17 protein-coding genes and 1 riboswitch are annotated in these 23,190 nt (G+C 58.9%); of the genes, 12 read left to right on the top strand and 5 right to left on the bottom strand.

Going from position 1 to position 23,190, the window contains the following annotated elements; genetic code table 11:
• Positions 1-183 precede the first annotated feature (183 nt).
• From N6P30_RS19930 to yegQ, 7 genes are all read left to right on the top strand, one after another.
• Positions 184-1,386, top strand: a complete 1,203-nt coding sequence (locus tag N6P30_RS19930) for an MdtA/MuxA family multidrug efflux RND transporter periplasmic adaptor subunit (RefSeq protein ID WP_260629970.1) — start codon at positions 184-186, stop codon at positions 1,384-1,386.
• On the top strand, positions 1,386-4,508 hold the full coding sequence (locus tag N6P30_RS19925) for an MdtB/MuxB family multidrug efflux RND transporter permease subunit (RefSeq protein WP_260629969.1): 3,123 nt from the start codon (positions 1,386-1,388) through the stop codon (positions 4,506-4,508). Before N6P30_RS19930 ends, N6P30_RS19925 begins: the two co-directional genes overlap by 1 nt.
• Positions 4,509-7,586 (top strand): multidrug efflux RND transporter permease subunit MdtC, encoded by a 3,078-nt coding sequence (gene mdtC / locus N6P30_RS19920; protein WP_058673320.1) that lies wholly within the window; start codon positions 4,509-4,511, stop codon positions 7,584-7,586. It abuts the gene before it with no gap.
• A complete protein-coding gene (locus N6P30_RS19915; protein WP_058673319.1) occupies positions 7,587-9,002 on the top strand; it encodes an MFS transporter in 1,416 nt (471 codons plus the stop codon).
• Positions 8,999-10,402, top strand: a complete 1,404-nt coding sequence (gene baeS, locus N6P30_RS19910; RefSeq protein WP_021241469.1) for a two-component system sensor histidine kinase BaeS — start codon at positions 8,999-9,001, stop codon at positions 10,400-10,402. Before N6P30_RS19915 ends, baeS begins: the two co-directional genes overlap by 4 nt.
• Positions 10,399-11,121, top strand: coding sequence for a two-component system response regulator BaeR (baeR, locus tag N6P30_RS19905; RefSeq protein WP_008500865.1), 723 nt, complete (start codon positions 10,399-10,401; stop codon positions 11,119-11,121). The genes baeS and baeR overlap by 4 nt, the downstream gene beginning before the upstream one ends.
• Before the next feature lie 168 nt (positions 11,122-11,289).
• Entirely contained in the window at positions 11,290-12,651 is a 1,362-nt protein-coding gene (gene yegQ / locus N6P30_RS19900; RefSeq protein ID WP_008500866.1) for a tRNA 5-hydroxyuridine modification protein YegQ, read from the top strand.
• Between the two features lie 161 nt (positions 12,652-12,812).
• Here the strand turns inward: yegQ and N6P30_RS19895 are convergent, their stop codons facing one another.
• Positions 12,813-13,313: a DUF523 domain-containing protein gene (locus tag N6P30_RS19895; protein WP_058673318.1), complete on the bottom strand. Its 501-nt coding sequence runs from the start codon at positions 13,311-13,313 to the stop codon at positions 12,813-12,815.
• 141 nt (positions 13,314-13,454) lie between these two features.
• Here N6P30_RS19895 and yegS point away from each other — a divergent pair, with 141 nt between their 5' ends.
• Entirely contained in the window at positions 13,455-14,354 is a 900-nt protein-coding gene (gene yegS / locus N6P30_RS19890) for a lipid kinase YegS (protein WP_260629968.1), read from the top strand.
• 53 nt (positions 14,355-14,407) lie between these two features.
• Here yegS and fbaB read toward each other — a convergent pair whose 3' ends face one another.
• Positions 14,408-15,460 carry a class I fructose-bisphosphate aldolase gene (fbaB, locus tag N6P30_RS19885; RefSeq protein ID WP_008500869.1) on the bottom strand — a complete coding sequence of 351 codons (1,053 nt, stop codon included), beginning with the start codon at positions 15,458-15,460 and terminating at the stop codon, positions 14,408-14,410.
• A gap of 250 nt (positions 15,461-15,710) precedes the next feature.
• On the opposite strand from fbaB, the gene N6P30_RS19880 reads away from it, so the two are divergent.
• Genes N6P30_RS19880 through N6P30_RS19870 form a run of 3 tightly spaced genes read left to right on the top strand, consistent with a single transcriptional unit; the run spans position 15,711 to position 18,939 of the window.
• A complete protein-coding gene (locus N6P30_RS19880; protein WP_021241472.1) occupies positions 15,711-16,988 on the top strand; it encodes a nucleoside permease in 1,278 nt (425 codons plus the stop codon).
• The gene (locus N6P30_RS19875; RefSeq protein ID WP_058673316.1) at positions 16,985-17,989 is read left to right on the top strand and encodes an ADP-ribosylglycohydrolase family protein; all 1,005 of its coding nucleotides are present in this window, start codon (positions 16,985-16,987) and stop codon (positions 17,987-17,989) included. The genes N6P30_RS19880 and N6P30_RS19875 overlap by 4 nt, the downstream gene beginning before the upstream one ends.
• Positions 17,986-18,939: a PfkB family carbohydrate kinase gene (locus N6P30_RS19870; RefSeq protein WP_058673315.1), complete on the top strand. Its 954-nt coding sequence runs from the start codon at positions 17,986-17,988 to the stop codon at positions 18,937-18,939. Before N6P30_RS19875 ends, N6P30_RS19870 begins: the two co-directional genes overlap by 4 nt.
• Here the strand turns inward: N6P30_RS19870 and N6P30_RS19865 are convergent.
• The 3 genes from N6P30_RS19865 to thiM are packed head-to-tail and all read right to left on the bottom strand — an operon-like array spanning position 18,913 to position 21,269.
• A complete protein-coding gene (locus N6P30_RS19865; RefSeq protein WP_023325645.1) occupies positions 18,913-19,659 on the bottom strand; it encodes a GntR family transcriptional regulator in 747 nt (248 codons plus the stop codon). The genes N6P30_RS19870 and N6P30_RS19865 overlap by 27 nt on opposite strands.
• 42 nt (positions 19,660-19,701) lie before the next feature.
• On the bottom strand, positions 19,702-20,502 hold the full coding sequence (gene thiD / locus N6P30_RS19860) for a bifunctional hydroxymethylpyrimidine kinase/phosphomethylpyrimidine kinase (RefSeq protein ID WP_058673313.1): 801 nt from the start codon (positions 20,500-20,502) through the stop codon (positions 19,702-19,704).
• Positions 20,499-21,269 (bottom strand): hydroxyethylthiazole kinase, encoded by a 771-nt coding sequence (gene thiM / locus N6P30_RS19855; protein WP_021241475.1) that lies wholly within the window; start codon positions 21,267-21,269, stop codon positions 20,499-20,501. The genes thiD and thiM overlap by 4 nt, the downstream gene beginning before the upstream one ends.
• A gap of 35 nt (positions 21,270-21,304) precedes the next feature.
• Positions 21,305-21,401: riboswitch (TPP riboswitch) on the bottom strand.
• A gap of 615 nt (positions 21,402-22,016) precedes the next feature.
• Here thiM and N6P30_RS19850 point away from each other — a divergent pair.
• Positions 22,017-23,090 (top strand): YadA C-terminal domain-containing protein, encoded by a 1,074-nt coding sequence (locus N6P30_RS19850; protein WP_058673312.1) that lies wholly within the window; start codon positions 22,017-22,019, stop codon positions 23,088-23,090.
• The last annotated feature ends 100 nt before the right edge of the window (positions 23,091-23,190 follow it).

Below are 23,190 nucleotides of genomic sequence, written 5' to 3'. Positions count from 1 at the left end.
AAACACCAAAACGGCAACATCCGTTGCCGTCCGCATTTACCTTGTAGGCCGGGTAAGCGAAGCGTCACCCGGCAACACTCAGACAATTCCCGACAGTCTTCCATATTTCCTCCATTTTTCCGCTGTGTTGCCTGACTAAACTAGTATCATTCCCCGAAGTATTCAGGATGAGAACGTATAACGATGAAAGGCAGTAACAAATCCCGCTGGGCAATAGCCGCTGGCATCATTGTGGTGGCCCTTGCCGCCGCCTGGTACTGGCACAGTCAATCCGCGAACACCGCCGCACCGGCCGGCGCCACCAGCCAGACCCAGCGCCCAACGGGTGGAAGTCGTCACGGCATGCGCGGCGGCGCGCTGGCGCCGGTTCAGGCGGCGACGGCGGTGAATAAAGCCGTTCCTCGCTATCTCACCGGTCTCGGGACCATTACCGCTGCCAACACCGCCACGGTGCGCAGCCGCGTCGACGGCCAGCTCATCGCGATCCACTTCCAGGAAGGTCAGCAGGTCAAGGCTGGCGACCTGCTGGCGGAAATCGACCCGAGCCAGTTTAAGGTCGCCCTTGCCCAGGCGCAGGGACAGCTCGCGAAAGACAACGCGACCCTCGCCAACGCCCGGCGCGATTTAGTCCGCTACCAGCAGCTGGTGAAAACAAACCTGGTGTCCCGTCAGGAGCTGGATACCCAGCAGTCGCTGGTCAGTGAAACGCAGGGCACGATCAAAGCGGACGAAGCCGCGGTGGCCAGCGCCCAGCTGCAGCTGGACTGGAGCCGCATCACCGCGCCGATTGACGGACGCGTCGGCCTGAAGCAGGTCGATATCGGCAACCAAATCTCCAGCGGCGATACCACGGGCATCGTGGTGATCACCCAGACCCACCCGATTGATTTAGTCTTTACCCTGCCGGAAAGCGATATCGCGACCGTCATGCAGGCGCAAAAAGCCGGTAAAGGCCTGGTGGTGGAAGCCTGGGACCGCACCAACACGCAGAAGCTGAGTGAAGGGTCCCTGCTCAGTCTGGATAACCAGATCGACACCACCACCGGCACCATCAAGCTGAAGGCGCGCTTTAATAACCAGGACGATGCCCTCTTCCCGAACCAGTTCGTCAATGCACGTATGCTGGTCGCGACCGAAGAGAACGCGGTGGTGATCCCCACCGCTGCGCTGCAGATGGGTAATGAAGGCAACTTTGTCTGGGTGCTTAACAGCGACAATAAGGTCAGCAAGCACCTCGTAAAAACCGGAATTCAGGACAGCCAGACGGTGGTCATCAGCGCCGGGCTTTCCGCAGGCGACCGCGTGGTCACCGACGGCATTGACCGTCTGACCGAAGGGGCCAAAGTGGAAGTGGTTGAGCCGGCGAAACAGGGAGCGACCTCCTGATGCAGGTGCTGCCGCCGGGCTCCACAGGTGGGCCGTCACGCCTGTTTATCCTCCGTCCTGTCGCCACCACGCTGCTGATGGTGGCGATCCTGCTCGCCGGGATTATCGGCTATCGCTTCCTGCCGGTCTCGGCGCTGCCCGAGGTGGACTATCCCACCATTCAGGTGGTGACGCTCTATCCCGGCGCCAGCCCGGATGTCGTGACGTCCGCCATCACCGCCCCGCTGGAGCGCCAGTTCGGCCAGATGTCGGGGCTAAAACAGATGTCCTCCCAGAGTTCCGGCGGGGCATCCGTGGTGACGCTGCAGTTCCAGCTGACGCTGTCGCTGGACGTCGCCGAGCAGGAGGTGCAGGCCGCCATCAACGCCGCCACCAACCTGCTGCCGTCAGACCTGCCTAACCCGCCGGTCTACAGCAAGGTGAACCCGGCGGATCCGCCGATCATGACGCTGGCCGTCACGTCCTCCGCCATGCCAATGACCCAGGTCGAAGACATGGTCGAAACGCGCGTGGCGCAGAAAATTTCTCAGGTCTCCGGCGTCGGCCTCGTCACCCTGGCGGGCGGACAGCGCCCGGCGGTGCGCGTCAAGCTTAACGCGCAGGCCATCGCCGCGCTGGGCCTCACCAGCGAAACCATCCGCAGCGCCATCAGCAATGCCAACGTCAACTCGGCGAAGGGCTCGCTGGACGGCCCAACCCGCGCCGTCACGCTCTCGGCCAACGACCAGATGCAGTCCGCCGACGAATATCGTCAGCTGATTATCGCCTACCAGAACGGCGCGCCGGTGCGTCTGGGCGACGTGGCAACCGTAGAACAAGGCGCGGAGAACAGCTGGCTGGGAGCCTGGGCCAACAAGCAGCAGGCGATCGTGATGAACGTGCAGCGCCAGCCGGGCGCTAACATCATCGAAACCGCCGACAGCATCCGCACCATGCTGCCGCAGCTGATCGAAAGCCTGCCGAAGTCGGTCAGCGTGAAGGTGCTTTCCGACCGTACCACCAACATTCGCGCGTCGGTCACCGACACCCAGTTTGAGCTGATGCTGGCGATTGCGCTGGTGGTGATGATCATTTATCTGTTCCTGCGCAACGTTCCGGCGACCATTATTCCCGCCGTCGCCGTACCGCTCTCGCTGGTCGGCACCTTTGCGGTGATGGTGTTCCTCGATTTTTCGATCAACAACCTGACGTTGATGGCGCTCACCATCGCCACCGGGTTCGTGGTGGACGATGCCATCGTCGTCATCGAGAACATCTCGCGCTATATCGAGAAAGGCGAAAAACCGCTGGCCGCCGCGCTGAAGGGCGCAGGTGAAATCGGCTTTACCATTATCTCGCTGACCTTCTCGCTGATTGCGGTGCTGATCCCGCTGCTGTTTATGGGCGATATCGTTGGGCGTCTGTTCCGCGAGTTTGCCGTGACGCTGGCGGTCGCCATTCTGATCTCCGCCGTGGTGTCGCTGACCCTGACGCCGATGATGTGCGCCCGGATGCTGAGCCATGAGTCCCTGCGCAAGCAAAACCGCTTCTCGCGCGCCTCCGAGCGCATGTTCGAGCGCATTATTGCCGCCTACGGTCGCGTGCTGGCGAAAGTCCTCAACCACCCTTGGGCCACGCTCGGCGTGGCGCTCGGCACGCTAGCGCTCAGCGTGATGCTGTGGATTTTCATTCCGAAAGGCTTCTTCCCGATCCAGGACAACGGCATTATTCAGGGCACGCTTCAGGCCCCACAGTCGGTCTCTTTTGCCAATATGGCGCAGCGCCAGCAGCAGGTATCTGACATCATCATGAAGGATCCGGCGGTAGAGAGCCTGACAGCTTACGTCGGCGTGGATGGCACCAATCCGTCGCTCAACAGCGCGCGTCTGCAGATCAACCTCAAGCCGCTGGATGAGCGTGACGATCGCGTCAACGCCGTCATTGAGCGGCTGCAAAACGCCGTGGCCCGCGTGCCGGGCGTTGAGCTGTACCTGCAGCCGATTCAGGATTTGACCATCGATACCCAGGTCAGCCGCACGCAGTACCAGTTCACGCTGCAGGCCACCACGCTGGATGCCCTCAGCACCTGGGTACCGCAGCTGGTGAACAAGCTTAACACCCTGCCGCAGCTCGCCGACGTCAGCAGCGACTGGCAGGACAAAGGGCTGGCAGCGTACGTGAACGTCAACCGCGACGCCGCCAGCCGCCTCGGCATTACCATGGCGGACGTGGATAACGCCCTGTACAACGCCTTCGGTCAGCGCCTGATCTCCACCATCTACACCCAGGCGAACCAGTACCGCGTGGTGCTGGAGCACAACACCGACAACACGCCCGGCCTGGCGGGGCTGGACTCGGTGCGCCTGACCAGCAAAGACGGCGGCATTGTGCCGCTGAGCGCTATCGCCACGGTGGAAGAACGCTATACCCCGCTGTCGATTAACCATCTGGATCAGTTCCCGTCCACCACCATCTCCTTTAACGTGCCGGACAACTATTCTCTGGGCGAAGCGGTGGAGGCCATTCAGGCGGCGGAAAAAGCGGTAAGCTTCCCGGCTGATATTCAGACCCAGTTCCAGGGCAGCACCCTGGCGTTCCAGGCCGCGCTGGGTAACACCATCTGGCTGATCGTGGCGGCGGTCGTGGCGATGTACATCGTGCTCGGCGTGCTGTACGAGAGCTTTATCCACCCGATCACCATCCTCTCTACCCTGCCGACGGCGGGCGTGGGGGCACTGCTGGCATTAATGCTGGCGGGCAGCGAGCTGGACGTGATTGCCATCATCGGTATCATCCTGCTCATCGGGATCGTGAACAAAAACGCCATCATGATGATCGACTTCGCCCTGGCCGCCGAGCGCGAGCAGGGCATGTCGCCGCGCGATGCGATTTTCCAGGCCTGCCTGCTGCGTTTTCGCCCCATCCTGATGACCACGCTGGCCGCCCTGCTGGGCGCGCTGCCGCTGATGCTCAGCACGGGCGTCGGCGCGGAGCTGCGCCGTCCGCTGGGTATCGGCATGGTCGGCGGTCTGCTGGTGAGCCAGGTGCTGACCCTGTTCACCACGCCGGTGATCTACCTGCTGTTTGACCGCCTGGCGCTGTGGACCAAAAGCCGCTTCCCGAAACGTGAAGAGGAGGCATAAGTGAAGTTTTTCGCCCTCTTCATTTATCGCCCGGTGGCGACGATTTTAATCTCGCTCGCCATTACCCTCTGCGGCGTGCTGGGCTTCCGGCTGCTGCCGGTGGCCCCCCTGCCGCAGGTGGACTTCCCGGTGATCATGGTCAGCGCCTCGCTGCCGGGCGCCTCGCCGGAAACCATGGCCTCGTCTGTTGCCACGCCGCTGGAGCGTTCGCTCGGGCGGATTGCGGGGGTCAACGAGATGACCTCCAGCAGCTCGCTGGGCAGCACGCGCATTATTCTGGAATTCAGCTTCGACCGGGATATCAACGGCGCGGCGCGCGACGTGCAGGCGGCCATCAACGCCGCACAGAGCCTGCTGCCGAGCGGGATGCCGAGCCGTCCGACCTACCGCAAGGCCAATCCGTCCGACGCGCCGATCATGATCCTGACGCTGACCTCGGATACGTACTCGCAGGGGCAGCTGTACGATTTTGCGTCTACCCAGCTGGCGCAGACCATCTCTCAAATTAACGGCGTCGGGGACGTGAGCGTCGGCGGGAGTTCCCTGCCCGCGGTGCGCGTGGGGTTAAACCCGCAGGCGCTGTTCAACCAGGGCGTGTCGCTGGACGACGTGCGCTCCGCCATCAGCAACGCCAACGTGCGCAAACCGCAGGGGGCGATAGAGGACAACAGCCACCGCTGGCAGATCCACACCAACGACGAGCTGAAAACCGCGGCGGAATATCAGCCGCTCATTATTCACTACAACAACGGCGCGGCGGTGCGCTTAAGCGACGTGGCCAGCGTCACCGACTCGGTGCAGGACGTACGCAACGCCGGGATGACCAACGCCAAGCCGGCGATTCTGCTGATGATCCGCAAGCTGCCGGAAGCGAACATTATCGAGACGGTGAACAGCATTCGCGCCCGTCTCCCGGAGCTGCAGGAGACCATCCCGGCAGCAATCGATCTGCAAATTGCTCAGGATCGCTCCCCGACCATTCGCGCCTCGCTGGAAGAGGTGGAGCAAACGCTGGTGATCTCCGTCGCGCTGGTGATCCTGGTGGTCTTCCTGTTCCTGCGATCCGGCCGCGCGACGCTGATCCCGGCGGTGGCCGTGCCGGTCTCGCTGATCGGCACCTTTGCCGCCATGTATCTGTGCGGGTTTAGCCTCAACAACCTGTCGCTGATGGCCCTGACGATTGCCACCGGCTTCGTGGTGGATGACGCCATCGTGGTGCTGGAAAACATTTCCCGCCATCTGGAAGCGGGCGTGAAACCGCTGCAGGCCGCGCTGCAGGGCACGCGCGAGGTGGGCTTTACGGTGCTCTCCATGAGCCTGTCGCTGGTGGCGGTCTTTCTGCCGCTGCTGCTGATGGGCGGGCTGCCGGGCAGGCTGCTGCGCGAGTTTGCCGTCACGCTGTCGGTTGCCATTGGCATTTCGCTGGTCATCTCCTTAACGCTGACGCCGATGATGTGCGGCTGGATGCTCAAGCGCAGCAAGCCGCACTCGCAGCCGCGCCGCAAAGGCTTTGGCCGCGTGCTGATGGCGATGCAGGAGGGCTACGGCAAATCGCTGAAGTGGGTGCTGAACCACACAAGGCTGGTCGGTCTGGTGCTGATCGGCACCATCGTGCTCAACGTGTGGCTGTATATTTCCATCCCGAAAACCTTTTTCCCGGAGCAGGATACCGGCGTGCTGATGGGCGGCATTCAGGCGGACCAGAGCATTTCCTTCCAGGCGATGCGCGGCAAGCTGCAGGACTTTATGAAGATCATTCGTGAAGACAAAGCCGTGGATAACGTCACTGGCTTTACCGGCGGGTCGCGCGTCAATAGCGGGATGATGTTTATTACCCTCAAACCGCGCGGCGAGCGCAACGAAACCGCCCAGCAGGTGATTGACCGCCTGCGGGTGAAGCTCGCCAAAGAGCCGGGGGCAAACCTGTTTTTGATGGCCGTTCAGGATATCCGCGTCGGTGGGCGACAGGCGAACGCCAGCTATCAGTACACATTACTCTCGGACGATTTGGCCGCCCTGCGCGAGTGGGAGCCGAAGATCTGCAAGGCGCTGGCCGCCCTTCCCCAACTGGCGGACGTAAACTCCGATCAGCAGGACAACGGCGCCGAGATGGCCCTGACCTACAACCGTGAAACCATGTCACGGCTGGGCATCAACGTAGAAGCCGCCAACAGCCTGCTGAATAACGCCTTCGGCCAGCGCGAGATCTCCACCATCTACCAGCCGATGAACCAGTATAAGGTGGTGATGGAGGTTGACCCGCGCTACACCCAGGACATCAGCGCCCTGGACAAAATGTTTGTGATTAACAACGACGGCAAGGCGATTCCGCTCTCGTACTTTGCCAGCTGGCAGCCCGCCAACGCGCCGCTGTCGGTGAACCACCAGGGGCTGTCGGCGGCGTCGACCATCTCCTTTAACCTGCCCGCCGGTTCGTCACTTTCCGAGGCCAGCGACGCGATCAACCGCGCGATGACCCAGCTTGGCGTACCGTCCACCGTGCGCGGCAGCTTTGCCGGGACCGCGCAGGTATTCCAGGAGACGATGAACTCGCAGGTGATTTTAATTCTGGCCGCCATCGCTACGGTCTATATTGTGCTGGGCGTGCTGTATGAAAGCTACGTGCACCCGCTGACCATCCTTTCGACGCTGCCGTCGGCGGGCGTGGGGGCGCTGCTGGCGCTGGAGCTGTTCGGGGCGCCGTTCAGCCTTATCGCGCTCATCGGGATCATGCTGCTGATCGGCATCGTGAAGAAAAACGCCATCATGATGGTGGACTTCGCGCTGGACGCCCAGCGCAACGGCAACCTCTCGCCGGAAGAGGCCATCTTCCAGGCCTGCCTGCTGCGCTTCCGTCCGATCATGATGACCACTCTGGCGGCGCTGTTTGGCGCGCTGCCGCTGGTGATCTCGGGCGGCGACGGTTCCGAACTGCGCCAGCCGCTGGGGATCACCATTGTCGGCGGCCTGGTGATGAGCCAGCTGCTGACGCTGTACACCACGCCGGTGGTCTATCTGTTCTTCGACCGCCTGCGGCTGCACTTTTCGCGTAAAAACAGAGAAACGGTAAACGGGTAAATGACAGAGCTTCCCAGCAACGTTCGCTGGCAATTATGGATAGTCGCCTTCGGCTTCTTTATGCAGTCGCTGGATACGACCATCGTCAACACCGCCCTCCCCTCCATGGCGAAAAGCCTCGGGGAGAGCCCGCTGCATATGCACATGGTGATTGTCTCCTACGTGCTGACGGTTGCCGTGATGCTGCCCGCCAGCGGCTGGCTGGCCGATAAGGTCGGCGTGCGGAATATCTTCTTTACCGCCATCGTGCTGTTTACCACCGGCTCGCTGTTTTGCGCGCAGGCCAACACCCTCGACCAGCTGGTCATGGCGCGCGTGCTGCAGGGCATCGGCGGGGCGATGATGGTGCCCGTTGGGCGACTAACGGTGATGAAGATTGTACCGCGCGAGCAGTACATGGCGGCGATGACCTTTGTCACCCTGCCCGGCCAGGTGGGGCCGCTGCTTGGGCCTGCGCTGGGCGGTATGCTGGTGGAGTACGCCTCCTGGCACTGGATCTTCTTAATCAATCTCCCGGTAGGCATCATCGGCGCGATGGCCACCCTGACGCTGATGCCGAACTACAAAATGCAGACCCGGCGCTTTGATTTCTTCGGCTTTATTCTGCTGGCGGCGGGCATGGCCACGCTTACCCTGGCACTCGACGGGCAAAAGGGGCTGGGGATTTCCACCCTGATGCTCGGGTTGCTGGTGGTTATTGGCATTTCCACCATTGCAGGGTATTTGTGGCATGCTCGCGGCAATGACCAGGCGCTGTTCAGCCTGAACTTGTTTAAAAACCCTACCTACCGTCTCGGGCTGTTCGGCAGCTTTGCCGGACGCGTCGGCAGCGGCATGCTGCCGTTTATGACGCCCGTTTTTCTGCAAATTGGCATGGGCTTTTCGCCATTCCACGCGGGTCTGATGATGATCCCAATGGTGCTCGGCAGCATGGGGATGAAGCGCATGGTGGTGCAGGTGGTGAACCGCTTTGGCTACCGTCACGTGCTGGTGGCCGCCACGCTGGGGCTGGCGCTGGTCAGCCTGCTGTTTATGGCCGTGGCGCTGATGGGCTGGTACTACGTCCTGCCGCTGGTGCTGTTTTGCCAGGGGATCGTCAACTCCATGCGCTTCTCGTCGATGAATACCCTGACGCTAAAAGACCTGCCGGACGATCTGGCGAGCAGCGGCAACAGCCTGCTGTCGATGGTGATGCAGCTCTCCATGAGCGTGGGCGTGACGATCGCGGGGTTGCTGCTCGGCATGTACGGCCAGCACCATCTCAGCGTCGACACGCCGGTGGCGCATCAGGTCTTTATGTATACCTACCTCAGCATGGCGGTCATCATCGCCCTGCCCGCGTTCATCTTCGCCCGCGTGCCGGATGATACCAGCAAGGACGTCGTGATTAGGCGCGGCAAAAGGAGTGGCTCATGAAATTCTGGCGTCCGGGTATTACCGGCAAGCTCTTTCTGGCGATTTTTGCCACCTGTATTGTTTTGCTGATCACCATGCACTGGGCGGTGCGGGTCAGCTTTGAGCGCGGCTTTATTGATTACATCAAGCATGGCAATGAGCAGCGTTTGCAGGGCTTAAGCGATGCGCTGAGTGAACAGTACGCCCAGCACGGCAACTGGCGTTTTCTGCGCAATAACGACCGCTTTATTTTCCAGATCCTGCGCTCGCTGGAGCACGATACCGGTGACGACCGTCCGGGCCCGGGCATGCCGCCGCACGGCTGGCGCACCCAGTTCTGGGTGATCGACCAGGACATGCGCCCCCTGGTTGGCCCGCGCGCGCCGATACCGCCGGACGGCACCCGTCGGGCGATTAAAGTGAATAACGCGACCGTCGGCTGGGTTATCGCCTCGCCGGTGGAGCGCCTGACGCGCAACACCGACATCAACTTTGACCGCCAGCAGCGCCGGACCAGCTGGCTGATTGTCGCCCTCTCCACGCTGCTCGCCGCGCTCGCCACCTTCCCGCTGGCGCGCGGTCTGCTCGCCCCGGTGAAACGGCTGGTGGAGGGCACGCACAAGCTGGCCGCCGGGGATTTCACCACCCGCGTCGATACCCGCAGCCAGGACGAACTGGGCAAGCTGGCGCAGGACTTTAACCAGCTCGCCAGCACGCTTGAAAAAAACCAGCAGATGCGCCGCGATTTTATGGCCGATATTTCACACGAGCTGCGCACCCCGCTGGCGGTGCTGCGCGGCGAACTGGAGGCCATTCAGGACGGCGTGCGCCAGTTTACGCCGGAATCGGTGGCCTCTCTGCAGGCGGAGGTGGGCACGCTCACCAAGCTGGTGGACGATCTCCACCAGCTCTCCATGTCCGACGAAGGCGCGCTGGCCTACCAGAAGGCGCCCGTAGACGTCATTAACGTGCTGGAAGTAGCGAGCGGCGCCTTCCGCGAACGCTTTGCCAGCCGCAACCTGAAAATCGACCTCTCCCTGCCGGACAGCGCGGTGGTGTTTGGCGACAAAGATCGGCTGATGCAGCTGTTCAACAACCTGCTGGAAAACAGCCTGCGCTACACCGACAGCGGTGGCGGGCTGCATATCTCCGGCAGGCAGGACAACGGGCGCTTCGCCCTCACCTTCGCCGATTCCGCCCCCGGCGTGCAGGACGCGCAGCTGGAAAAATTGTTCGAGCGCTTTTACCGCACCGAAGGCTCCCGCAACCGCGCCAGCGGCGGCTCCGGCCTGGGGCTGGCGATTTGCGTTAACATCGTCGAGGCGCATAATGGCACCATTCGCGCCGCCCATTCGCCTTTTGGCGGGGTTAGCATTACAGTAGAGTTACCTCTGGAACGGGATTTATCGAGAGAAGTATGACCGAGTTACCGATTGACGAAAACACGCCGCGCATTTTGATCGTCGAAGACGAACCCAAGCTGGGACAGCTGCTGATCGACTATTTACGCGCGGCCAGCTATGCCCCGTCACTGATCGGCCACGGCGACCAGGTGCTGCCCTACGTGCGCCAGACCCCGCCGGACCTGATCCTGCTGGATTTAATGCTGCCTGGGGTTGATGGATTGACCCTGTGCCGGGAAATTCGCCGCTTCTCCGACGTACCGATCGTCATGGTCACCGCCAAAATTGAAGAGATTGACCGCCTGCTGGGGCTCGAAATAGGCGCGGACGATTATATCTGCAAACCCTACAGCCCGCGTGAAGTGGTCGCCCGCGTGAAAACCATTCTGCGCCGCTGCAGGCCGCAGCGCGAGCTTCAGGTGCTGGACGCCGAAAGTCCGCTGATTGTGGATGAAAGCCGCTTCCAGGCGAGCTGGCGCGGCAAGCTGCTGGACCTGACGCCTGCTGAGTTCCGCCTGCTGAAAACCCTCTCCCACGAGCCGGGAAAAGTCTTCTCCCGCGAACAGCTGCTGAACCACCTGTACGACGATTACCGCGTCGTGACCGACCGCACCATCGACAGCCACATCAAAAACCTGCGCCGCAAGCTGGAGGCGCTGGACGCCGAGCAGTCGTTTATCCGCGCGGTGTATGGCGTGGGGTATCGCTGGGAAGCGGATGCGTGCAGGATTGCCTAGCCAGCAGAGGGTCAATCCAGGCCGGGTAAGGCGAAACCGCCACCCGGCACAATAACTTTACCTCCCTGCCCCGCAGCGCTACAATGCCCGCCCTTAATGTGGGGGATCTCCCCTTACCGCTGCACTTGGTGCATGCGGATCTGACCTGTCATCAGAACGAGAACAAACATGTTTAAACCGGAACTCCTTTCCCCGGCGGGAACGCTGCAAAATATGCGTTACGCTTTCGCCTATGGCGCCGACGCCGTGTATGCGGGCCAGCCGCGCTACTCGCTGCGCGTGCGTAACAACGAATTCAACCACGAGAACCTGCAGCTCGGCATCAACGAGGCGCATGCTCTGGGTAAAAAATTCTACGTGGTGGTCAACATCGCGCCGCACAACGCCAAGCTGAAAACGTTCATCCGTGACCTGAAGCCGGTGGTGGATATGGGGCCGGACGCGCTGATCATGTCGGACCCGGGTTTAATCATGCTGGTTCGGGAGAACTTCCCGGAGATGGATATCCACCTCTCCGTACAGGCTAACGCCGTCAACTGGGCGACGGTGAAGTTCTGGAAGCAGATGGGGCTGACCCGCGTCATCCTGTCCCGCGAGCTTTCGCTGGAAGAGATCGAAGAGATCCGCACCCAGGTGCCGGATATGGAAATCGAAATCTTCGTTCACGGCGCGCTGTGCATGGCCTACTCCGGCCGCTGCCTGCTCTCAGGCTATATCAACAAGCGCGACCCGAACCAGGGCACCTGCACCAACGCCTGCCGCTGGGAATATAACGTCCAGGAAGGCAAAGAGGACGACATCGGCAACATCGTCCACAAGCACGAGCCTATTCCGGTGACCAACGTTGAGCCTACGCTGGGCATCGGCGCGCCAACCGACAGCGTGTTTATGATTGAAGAAGCCAAACGTCCGGGCGAGTACATGACCGCCTTTGAAGACGAGCACGGCACCTACATCATGAACTCGAAAGATCTGCGCGCCATCGCCCACGTTGAGCGCCTGACCCAGATGGGCGTGCACTCCCTGAAGATTGAAGGCCGCACCAAATCCTATTACTACTGCGCGCGTACCGCACAGGTGTACCGTAAAGCCATCGACGATGCGGCCGCCGGTAAACCGTTCGATACCAGCCTGCTGGAAACGCTGGAAGGCCTGGCGCACCGCGGCTATACCGAAGGCTTCCTGCGCCGTCACACCCACGACGACTACCAGAACTACGAGCACGGCTACTCCGTATCCGAGCGCCAGCAGTTTGTCGGAGACTTCACCGGCGAGCGCAAAGGCGCGCTGGCGGCCGTTGCGGTGAAAAACAAATTCACCAAAGGCGACAGCCTGGAGCTGATGACCCCGCAGGGCAACATGAACTTCACGCTGGAGCATCTGGAAAACGGCAAAGGCGAAGCGATTGAGGTCGCGCCAGGCGACGGGCACACCGTCTGGCTGCCGGTTCCGGAAGAGGTGGAGCTGAAGTTCGCGCTGCTGATGCGTAACTTCAACGGTGAAAGCACCCGAAACCCACACGGCAAATAGTCAATCAGGGAAATTTTTTCTCGCTGGGATAATTCTTAGAATCGGATCACATACCGCTTCGTTCAATACGGGTATTATCCCCCCGCTGAAAAACATAACCCATAAATGCTAGCTGTACCAGGAACCACCTCCTTAGCCTGCGTAATCTCCCTTACGCGGGCTTATTTTTTGCCTTCTCTCTCCTCAACCCAGGCAATGAGTTCGTCGATTTGCTTCTCTGAGAACACGGCGATCCCATTCTCAGCGAGCAACGACGCAGCAACCCCCCTCCCCGCTTTCTGTATACCGCGAAACGATCCGTCATAAATAAACTCACTGCCGCACGTTGGGCTACCATCGGTTAACAATGCAGCGCTACACCCCGACGCCTGAGCAGCGCGTAGCGCGAGCCAGGCTGCAAGCTGATAATGTGCGGTCACGTCCTGCCCGGTATTTTCCATAATTCTGGCTTGCCCGTGCATCACGTCTTTGCCATCAGCGAATTTAATCTCTGCCGGAGGACGAGGCACAGGCAACCCGGCTGCAAGCTCTGGGCAGTGGATAACCAGACGTTGTTCCTGTTGCCAGCGAGCGAGTTGCTCATTCATTCGCGCTTTTTCACTTCCGTTATAACGGACCCTGAATCCCATCAGGCAAGCGCTTACCAAAATTTTATTCATCATCACTTTCCTGTGATTACGTTAATCTCATCGCTGGAGTGTAACGCGCTTTAGTGCCTGTTTTGTTCCTTTCATCCTGTTCTTACCCGCTTTTTCCCTCTCTGCTATACACTCTTACTAACGCTAAAAAAGGGAGCAGCGCGGATGGCAACCTATCCAGACAGTTTATTGATTCTCAACGGCAAAAGTGCGGGCAACGATCTGCTGCGTCAGGCCATTCAGGGTTTGCGTGACGACGGCGCGCGCATCCACGTAAGAGTAACATGGGAAAAAGGCGACGCGGCACGCTATATCAATGAAGCCCTCGGGCTTGGCGTTGAGACCATCATTTCCGGCGGCGGCGATGGCACCATCAATGAGATCGCGTCAGCGCTGATCGACCTGCTCCCGGCAGACCGCCCGGTGATGGGTATTTTACCGCTCGGCACCGCCAATGATTTTGCCACCAGCGCCGGGATCCCCGAGGCGTTAGAGAAAGCGCTTCAGCTGGCGATCCTCGGTAAAGCGACCGCGGTAGATATTGCGCAGGTGAATGACAAAACCTGCTTTATCAATATGGCCACCGGCGGGTTCGGCACGCGCATCACCAGCGAAACGCCGGAAAAACTGAAGGCGGCGTTGGGCGGCGTGTCGTATCTGATCCACGGTCTGATGCGCATGGATACCCTCAAGCTTGACCGCTGCGAAATTCGCGGCGAAGATTTCCAGTGGCAGGGCGACGCGCTGGTGATTGGCATCGGTAATGGTCGCCAGGCCGGCGGCGGGCAGCAGCTGTGCCCGGAGGCGCTGATCAATGATGGTCAGCTACAGCTGCGGATTTTCACGGGCGACGGCCTGCTGCCCGCGCTGTTTACCACGCTGACGCAGCCGGAAGAGAGTCCGAATATCATTGACGGGAAATCCGCATGGTTTGAGGTAAATGCCCCGCACGGGATGACCTTTAACCTCGACGGGGAACCGCTCAGCGGGACGCAGTTCCGAATTGAAGTGTTGCCCGGCGCGCTGCAGTGTCGGTTGCCGCCAGACTGTGTGCTTTTGCGCTAATGGTATTGCCGGGTGGCGGCTACGCCTTACCCGGCCTACGCTTCGCCCTCAGGTCAGGCAATCGTGACTTTGCTGTCCAGATAGACGTCCTGCACCGCATTGATCAGCTTCACGCCGTCAGCCATCGATTTCTTAAACGCCTTACGGCCCAGGATCAGCCCCATGCCGCCCGCGCGCTTGTTGATAACCGCCGTACGCACCGCGTCTGACAGGTCGGTATCGCCGCCCGCCGCGCCGCCGGAGTTAATCAGCCCTGCGCGGCCCATGTAGCAGTTCGCCAACTGGTAGCGCACCAGGTCGATCGGGTTATCGCTGGTCAGCTTGCTGTAAACGCGGTCATCGGTGTAACCAAAGTTCACTGCTTTATATCCGCCATTATTCTCGGCCATTTTCTGCTTCACGATATCCGCGCCAATGGTCGCCGCCAGATGGTTCGCCTGGCCGGTCAGGTCAGCCGACACGTGGTAATCCACGCCGTCTTTTTTGAACGCCGAGTTGCGCAGGTACGCCCACAGCACGGTCACCATACCCAGCTCGTGCGCGCGCTCAAACGCCGCAGAGATCTCTTCAATCTGACGACGAGACTGTTCTGAGCCGAAATAGATGGTCGCCCCAACGGCAACCGCCCCCATATTGAACGCCTGCTCGACGCTGGCGTAGAGCGTCTGGTCATATTCGGTGGGGTAGCTCAGGGTTTCATTGTGGTTCAGCTTCACGAGGAACGGAATGCGGTGGGCATAGCGACGCGAGACGGAGGCCAGCACGCCGTAGGTGGAGGCCACGCAGTTACAGCCCGCTTCAATCGCCAGCTCAACAATGTTCTTCGGATCGAAATAGAGCGGATTCGCCGCGAAAGAGGCGCCCGCCGAGTGCTCAACGCCCTGGTCTACCGGCAGAATGGAGAGATATCCGGTGCCGCCGAGCCGCCCGGTGTTATAGAGCGTCTGCATATTTCTTAGCACGGCAGGCGGACGGTTGTTATCGACCATCACGCGGTCAACGTAGTCATGACCAGGCAGATAAAGCTGGTCGGCTGGAATGGTCATACAACGATGCTGTAAAAGGCTGTCGGCGTCTTTGCCAAGCAACTGCGCAATATCAGTCATGTGATACTCCCGTAAGTTCGACGTCATGTCGGTGTGCGTTTATCCAGTCCCATCTTTTATGGGCAGACTAAGCCTGGTACCGACTTAACAGATTTTCCACCTTTTGCATTTTTTTTCAGCACAATCTGCTGGCTCGATTCGTGTACAACAAAACTGTTACATTGATCAAACAATCGCCACAAAGGTATTTAAAAGGTATTACAGAATGGTATGTTAAAGGCGTACCCTCTCTGACATGCAGGATTAAAAAATGAAAACGAAAGTCCAACTGTCATTCATGATGTTTGTTGAATGGTTTATCTGGGGCGCGTGGTTTGTGCCGCTGTGGCTGTGGCTGAGCAAAAGCGGTTTTACCGCCGGGGAAATCGGCTGGTCTTATGCCTGTACCGCCATTGCCGCTATCCTCTCCCCAATTCTGGTCGGATCGCTGACGGACCGCTTCTTCGCCGCGCAGAAAGTGCTGGCGGTGCTGATGTTTGCCGGCGCGATTCTGATGTACTTCGCCGCACAGCAAACCCAGTTCAGCACCTTCTTCCCGCTGCTGCTGGTTTACTCCCTGACCTATATGCCCACCATCGCGCTGACCAACAGCATTGCCTTCGCCAACGTGGACGACGTCGAGGCCGATTTTCCGCGCATCCGCGTGATGGGTACGATCGGCTGGATCGCCTCCGGGCTGGCGTGCGGCTTCCTGCCGCAGATGCTGGGCTATAGCGATATTTCCGATACCAATATTCCCCTGCTGATGACCGCCGCCAGCTCCGCCCTGCTCGGCGTCTTTGCCCTCTTCCTGCCGAACACACCGCCGAAGAGCACCGGCAAGCTGGACTTCAAAGTGATGCTGGGGCTGGACGCGCTGATCCTGCTGCGCGACAGAAACTTCCTCGTGTTCTTCTTCTGCTCGTTCCTGTTCGCCATGCCGCTGGCCTTCTACTACATTTTCGCCAACGGCTATCTCACTGAAGTGGGGATGAAAAACGCCACCGGCTGGATGACGCTCGGCCAGTTCTCTGAAATCTTCTTTATGCTGGCGCTGCCGTTCTTTACCAAACGCTTTGGTATTAAGAAGGTCTTGCTGCTGGGTCTGATTACCGCCGCCATCCGCTACGGGTTCTTCGTTTACGGCGGTGCGGAACAGTACTTCACCTACGCCCTGCTGTTCCTCGGCATTCTGCTGCACGGCGTGAGCTACGACTTCTACTACGTCACCGCATATATCTACGTGGATAAAAAAGCGCCGGTGCATATGCGCACCGCCGCGCAGGGCCTGATTACGCTCTGCTGTCAGGGCTTTGGTAGCCTGCTGGGTTACCGCCTGGGCGGCGTGATGATGGAAAAAATGTTCGCCTACAAAGAGCCGGTGAATGGGCTGACCTTCAACTGGGCCGGAATGTGGACATTTGGCGCAATCATGATTGCCGTGATTGCCGTGCTGTTTATGCTGTTTTTCCGCGAATCGGACAAAGAGATCGCTGCAATTGCGGTGGTTGATGGCGATGCCGCGCTGACACAAGGGGAAGTTAAATGAAACAAGAACGTATTCTCGGTGCCCTTTACGGGCAGGCGTTAGGGGATGCGATGGGCATGCCGTCGGAACTGTGGCCGAGAAAGCGCGTCAAGGCGCACTTTGGCTGGATCGACCGCTTTTTACCCGGCCCGGCAGAAAATAACGCGGCCTGCTATTTCGGGCAGGCAGAGTACACCGACGATACCTCAATGGCGCTGTGCCTGGCCGATGCGATTATCGAGTGCGACGGGGAAATTAATGCGGACGTTATCGGCAAGCATATCCTGAACTGGGCGCTCGATTTCGACGCGTTCAACAAGAACGTGCTCGGCCCGACCTCCAAAATCGCGCTTAATGCGATTCGTGACGGGAAACCGGTCAGCGCGCTGGAGAACAACGGCGTGACGAACGGGGCGGCGATGCGCGCCTCCCCGCTGGGCTGCCTGCTCCCGGCGACGCGGCTGGAACACTTTGTTGAACAGGTGGCGCAGGCCTCCAGCCCGACCCATAAATCGGACCTCGCGATTGCCGGCGCGGTGGTGATGGCCTGGGCGGTTTCCCGCGCCATCGACGGCGAAAGCTGGCAGAACATCGTTGATGCCCTGCCGGGGATCGCCCGCTATGCGCAGGAGATGAAAACCACCACCTTCAGCGCGTCGCTGGCGGCGCGTATTGAGCTGGCGCTTAAGACCGTACGGGAAGCCAACGGTATTGAGTCCGCCAGCGAGCAGGTTTATCAGCTGATTGGCGCGGGAACCAGCACCATTGAGTCCGTTCCGGCGGCCATTGCGATGGTGGAACTGGCAGGAACCGACCCGAACCGCTGCGCCATCTTATGCGCCAATCTGGGCGGTGATACGGACACTATTGGCGCCATGGCGACGGCCATCTGCGGCGCGCTCCACGGCGTGCAGGCGATTAATCCGGCGCTCAAAGCCGAACTCGACGCCGTCAACCAGCTCAACTTCGGCCATTATTGCGAGAAACTGCTGCACTTCAGGGAGCAAAGGGAGGGCGTATGAAGGCATTTGCCCAACGTCTCGAAAATCTGCACGCCACGCGCCCGGTGACGGTGCTGGGCGCCGCGGTGATTGACGTCATCGCCGACGCCTACGCCCTGCCCTGGCGCGGGTGCGATATCGAACTTAAGCAGCAGGGCGTGAATATTGGCGGCTGCGCGCTGAACATTGCCATCGCCCTGAAACGCCTCGGGATCGCCGCGCAAAATGCCCTTCCCGTCGGCCATGGCGTGTGGGCGGATATTATCCGCAACGCCATGGCGAAGCAGGATCTGCACAGCGCCGTAGAGGCTGAAACCGGCGACAACGGCTGGTGTCTGGCGCTGGTAGAGCCTGACGGCGAGCGCACCTTTATGTCCTTTAGCGGCGTGGAAAACCAGTGGCAGCAGCGCTGGCTGGATGCGCTTCACGTTCCGCAAAACAGCCTGGTTTATCTCTCCGGCTACCAGCTGGCCTCGCCGTGCGGCGAACTGCTGACAGGCTGGCTGGAAGGGTTACGTGACGTGACGGCCTTTATCGATTTCGGCCCACGCATCGCGGATGTTCCTGATGCGCTGATGGAGAGAATCATGGCCTGCAGGCCAATCGTGTCGCTCAATCGTCAGGAAGCGGGGCTCGCGGCTGAAAGACTGGGCGTAGAGGCTGAAAACCTCGGTGCGGAGTGGCAGCAGCGCTTCGGCGCTGCGCTGATTGTGCGCCATGATAAAGACGGTGCTACGTGGTATGACGGTGACGCCTCGGGCGTTGTTCCGGCGTTTCCGGCGACGGTTGTGGATACCATTGGTGCAGGCGACAGCCACGCGGGCGGCACGCTGGCCGGGCTGGCTGCGGGATGGTCACTGGCAGATGCCGTTCTGCTGGGGAATGCCGTGGCGTCATGGGTGGTCAGCCACCGCGGCGGCGATTGCGCCCCGACGCGCGAGGCACTACTCCTCGCACACAAAGACGTATAGATCGCTGCGACAGTAGCTGATGCTGTACTCAATCGGCCGGTGCTGCTGGTCAAGCGCGACCTGCTTGATCACCAGCACCGGTATTTTTTCATCCATCTTAATGTGCGTCTGAAACTCGCTGTCGGGCATGCGGGCGCTCACCCTTGAGCGGGTGCGCTGCGGGTAGATATTCTGACTGCGGAAGTAGTCATAGAGCGAAATGCCAATCGCATCCGGGTCGGGAATTAACCCGACGGGGACCCAGGACTCTTCAATCGACACCGCATCGTCATCGACATAGCGAATGCGCTTGAGCAAAAAGACCTCGCTGTCCGGGGAGATCGACAGGTGGTTGGCCACCTCTTCCGGACACTTCACCACCCGCTTGTTGACCCAGAGCGTATTCGGCTTCTTGCCGCGCAGCACCACCTGCTGGGAAAAACCGCGCGCCTCTTTCAGCGAATATTCGAAGATATTGTTGATTTGCGTGCCATAGCCACGGGCGCGCGTCACCACGCCCTCTTCCTCCAGCGCCTGCATCGCTTTACGCACGGTGATGCGCGACACCCCGGTCAACTGGCTCAGATCGCGCTCGCCGGGCAAAATATTCCCGTGCTCCAGCACCCCGCTGCGCACCGCATTTTTTACCGTTTCGGCAAACTTCAGGTACAGCGGCGTGTTATCGGGCGCGGCGATCCGTTCATTCAGTTGAGCGATTAACCGGGTATGCGCTTGTTCCATCTCTGTTTTCTCAGGCGTGATGTATTCTGCCAGTATACTGGCTTACCACCATGCATGAAAATGGTGTACCGGCCCAATACCGTGACCGACTTCCAGAGTATCGGCTTTTGCCAGCGCCGCCGAGAGCCAGGCTTTTGCTTCGCTAACCGTATCGGCCCAGCTTTCATGACGTGGGCGCAGCGCCGCCAGTGCGGCCGAGAGCGTACAACCCGTGCCGTGGGTATTTTTGGTCTGCACGCGCGGCGCGGTAAAGCGTAGTTCGCCGTCGCGGGTGAAGAGCCAGTCCGGACTTTCCGGATCATCAAGATGCCCGCCCTTCATCAGCACCGCCCCGCAGCCCATCGCCAGCAGCGCATTGCCCTGCTCTTTCATTTCCCGTTCAGTTTGCGCGTGCGGCGCGCCCAGCAGCGCGGCGGCTTCCGGAAGATTGGGCGTGATGAGCGCCACCTGCGGCAGCAGCTTATTGCGCAGCGTCTCGACGGCGGAGGCGGAGAGCAGCGGATCGCCGCTTTTTGCCAGCATGACGGTATCCAGCACCACGTTTTGCACCTGATAGCGCTTAAGCCGTTCGGCCACCGCTTCCACAATGTCCGTTTCGGCCAGCATGCCGATCTTGGTGGTATCAATACGCACGTCGCTGAACACCGAATCCAGCTGCGCGGCAACAAAATCTGGCTCGATGCGGTAGACCGACTGCACGCCGCACGTGTTTTGCGCCACCAGCGCGGTGATGACCGAGCAGCCGTACGCGCCCAGCGCCGAGAAGGTTTTCAGGTCTGCCTGGATACCCGCGCCGCCGCTGGGATCGGTGCCGGCAATGGTCAGGGCGTTAATCCGCTTCATGCCTGCTCCTCCAGCGTGTAGAGCGCGTCGAGGAACGCGCTGGCAAAACTGCCCGGGCCGCGCGAGTGCGCAACGGCCACCGTTCCGGCCCGCTTCATCCATCCGCAGGCGGCGGCGATGTTATCCAGCCGGTCACCCGGCAGCGAGCAGCTCGCCGCCACAACGGCAGAGAGCGCGCACCCGGTGCCCACCACGCGCGTCATCAGCGGGTCACCGCCGGTAACCGTTCGGGTGCGTTGCCCGTCCGTGATGTAGTCCACCTCGCCGGTGACCACCACAATCGTATTGATCTGCCGGGCCAGCGCCTGGGCAGCAGGCACCGCGCTGGCGGCGGTATCGGTCGTATCGACGCCGCGCCCGCCCGCGCTCATCCCGGCGAGGGCAAGGATTTCGGAAGCATTGCCGCGAATGGCGGCCGGTTTCAGGGCAAGGATTTGATGGCAAAACCGGGTGCGGAACGCCAGGGCGCCCACGGCAACCGGGTCCAGCGTCCAGGGTTTGCCTGCCGCTACCGCACTTTCAATCGCACGACGCATCGACTGGGCGCGCAGCGCGGTCAGCGTGCCAACGTTAACCAGCAGCGCATCGGCTATCGCGGCAAACTGCTCGGCCTCTTCGGCCTCGATCACCATCGCCGGGGATGCGCCAAGCGCCAGCAAAACGTTGGCCGTAAAGGTCTGTACGACGTCATTGGTCATGCAGTGGGTCAGCGGAGAACGGGTTCGGAAGTGGTGTAAAACGTGTAAATCGAGCAGGTCAGGCTGCATGGGTTCGCTCCTGCCTTGCGTGAAGAAGCGATGACCGGGAAGGCATCTGACTTCCCTACGCTGGCATTATCCAGATCAGGTAATACGGGTATTTCTCAGCCTTCACAAAGAAGGGCACGCCGAGTCAAAATACTTTTAAAACAATGATTTATTAAAATCAATGTTCTCAATCAGTGTAACCGTGGCCACAGGCCAGGCGCAAGGAGTTTTGATTTATCACGGCAGCGTTCGCGTTATGAATCTCCCTAAACACTTTTTCGCTAGCATCTTCAACATAAATATTTTTTCCTGGTATATCCCGGAACAAAAATGAGCTGAGTTCATTTTCATTCGAAACTGACGAAAGGTTCGATAATAAATAATCGGCAAAAACCCATAAATTTACATAAACTGTTATGTGTATTATTAACCCATTTTAATCAAAACACTTAAATACAATTAATGTATTGGTGTTTTATATCTAATTTCACTCTCATCCATTATGAAAGGCTATCTTATTGTATTATAAGGTTATTACGCCGGGCCTTTCTGGATCGACTCGTTTAGCTATTCCTGCTATTTATGATTTAGATCAATAATCAAAATTACACATTCATAGATAGTTACTGCACGTTACGAAATAAGTTATCAAACCAAAATTTCCACCGTTAATCGTGAATTAATTCAGATATAACAAGACGTTGTATCTTCCCGCCAGGATAGCGCCCTTACTTTATTTTTTCTTGTAGTGATGATGAGAGCTTTAAAATGAACTATTTAAATACAACAGCTATCGCTGTTTTTGGTTTTGTGTTCGCTGGTTCAATGAATACTGCAAATGCAGCGGAAGTAAACGTAAACCTTGACGATAACGTCAATAATCCAGGTGCTCACATTCAAATTCAGGGTACCGATAAAACCGCCTACAACCTTGATAACATCGAGGGGAGTAACATTAAGCAAGACGGGCAAATCTATAACCTTCAGGGCGATATTGACAGAGCAAATACAGCTATTAATAAAGCACAAGATACAGCTAACACCGCTCAAGATGGCGTAAACGCTAACACTCAAGCTAACGCTATCCTTAATCAGAAAGTCGACGATAACAAAGCAGATCAGACAATCACTGATAACAAACAGAATATATTGATTGATAACACTAATAATAAAGCAGATGCGGCTTTACAAGGCGTTATTACTAACGGTCAAGCAATCATTGATACAAACACAAGAGTAAATAAAGCTGAACTCACCGCTACCAATGCGAACAACAAAGCAGATGCTAACACTCAAGCGCTGGCAGGTAAGGTAGATAAAAGCATTTTCGACGCCGATCAGGATAGACAAGATCACGCCCTTCAGGGTGCCTCTGACAAAGCGACTCAGGCATTTAATACGGGCACTTATGCGCAATCTTTAGCGGTTGATGCACAAACGGTAGCCGCTGCTAACAAAGCTGCTGTTGCTAACGTTCAGTCACGCCAGCAAGCACAAGAAACGACAATTCAGAATCACAGCGCACAATTAGCGAATCATGAATCACGTATTACTGCGTTAGAGAGTCAAAATAACGCTAAGTTCTCTTCTCTGGAGAATCAGCAGAATGAGGATCGCAAGGAATATCGTGCTGGTATCGCTGGCGCTGCTTCTCTTGCTGGTTTGCATTACGTTGATACCGATAACGCGGTTGCCGTCGGTGCTGCCAACTTCAAAGATGCGCAAGGTTACGCAGTCGGTTACCGTCATAAGTTCGCTGAGAATATAGCCGCTACCCTCTCTACATCAGGTACATCCAACGGTGATGAAATTGTTGCGGCGTCCGCATCTTACGGATGGTGATTTAACAATATTAAATTAAAATGCCAGCAAACCGCCAATCAGCTAAAAAACTCACCATTGAGTTTAATTAGCTGGCTATAACTCAATACATTGCTGCTAG

The organism is Enterobacter sp. PL1, from assembly GCF_945957325.1.
GTDB classification, from domain to species: domain Bacteria; phylum Pseudomonadota; class Gammaproteobacteria; order Enterobacterales; family Enterobacteriaceae; genus Enterobacter; species Enterobacter roggenkampii.
The sequence above is the reverse complement of the archived record's forward strand: the minus strand, read 5'-3'. Positions and strand labels throughout refer to the sequence as shown.

Coding starts and splice junctions, on each gene's coding strand:
- N6P30_RS19930 (WP_260629970.1), top strand. CDS start 184: ATGAAAGGCAGTAACAAATCCCGCTGGGCAATAGCCGCTGGCATCATT.
- N6P30_RS19925 (WP_260629969.1), top strand. CDS start 1,386: ATGCAGGTGCTGCCGCCGGGCTCCACAGGTGGGCCGTCACGCCTGTTT.
- N6P30_RS19915 (WP_058673319.1), top strand. CDS start 7,587: ATGACAGAGCTTCCCAGCAACGTTCGCTGGCAATTATGGATAGTCGCC.
- baeS (WP_021241469.1), top strand. CDS start 8,999: ATGAAATTCTGGCGTCCGGGTATTACCGGCAAGCTCTTTCTGGCGATT.
- baeR (WP_008500865.1), top strand. CDS start 10,399: ATGACCGAGTTACCGATTGACGAAAACACGCCGCGCATTTTGATCGTC.
- yegQ (WP_008500866.1), top strand. CDS start 11,290: ATGTTTAAACCGGAACTCCTTTCCCCGGCGGGAACGCTGCAAAATATG.
- N6P30_RS19895 (WP_058673318.1), bottom strand. CDS start 13,313: ATGATGAATAAAATTTTGGTAAGCGCTTGCCTGATGGGATTCAGGGTC.
- yegS (WP_260629968.1), top strand. CDS start 13,455: ATGGCAACCTATCCAGACAGTTTATTGATTCTCAACGGCAAAAGTGCG.
- fbaB (WP_008500869.1), bottom strand. CDS start 15,460: ATGACTGATATTGCGCAGTTGCTTGGCAAAGACGCCGACAGCCTTTTA.
- N6P30_RS19880 (WP_021241472.1), top strand. CDS start 15,711: ATGAAAACGAAAGTCCAACTGTCATTCATGATGTTTGTTGAATGGTTT.
- N6P30_RS19875 (WP_058673316.1), top strand. CDS start 16,985: ATGAAACAAGAACGTATTCTCGGTGCCCTTTACGGGCAGGCGTTAGGG.
- N6P30_RS19870 (WP_058673315.1), top strand. CDS start 17,986: ATGAAGGCATTTGCCCAACGTCTCGAAAATCTGCACGCCACGCGCCCG.
- N6P30_RS19865 (WP_023325645.1), bottom strand. CDS start 19,659: ATGGAACAAGCGCATACCCGGTTAATCGCTCAACTGAATGAACGGATC.
- thiD (WP_058673313.1), bottom strand. CDS start 20,502: ATGAAGCGGATTAACGCCCTGACCATTGCCGGCACCGATCCCAGCGGC.
- thiM (WP_021241475.1), bottom strand. CDS start 21,269: ATGCAGCCTGACCTGCTCGATTTACACGTTTTACACCACTTCCGAACC.
- N6P30_RS19850 (WP_058673312.1), top strand. CDS start 22,017: ATGAACTATTTAAATACAACAGCTATCGCTGTTTTTGGTTTTGTGTTC.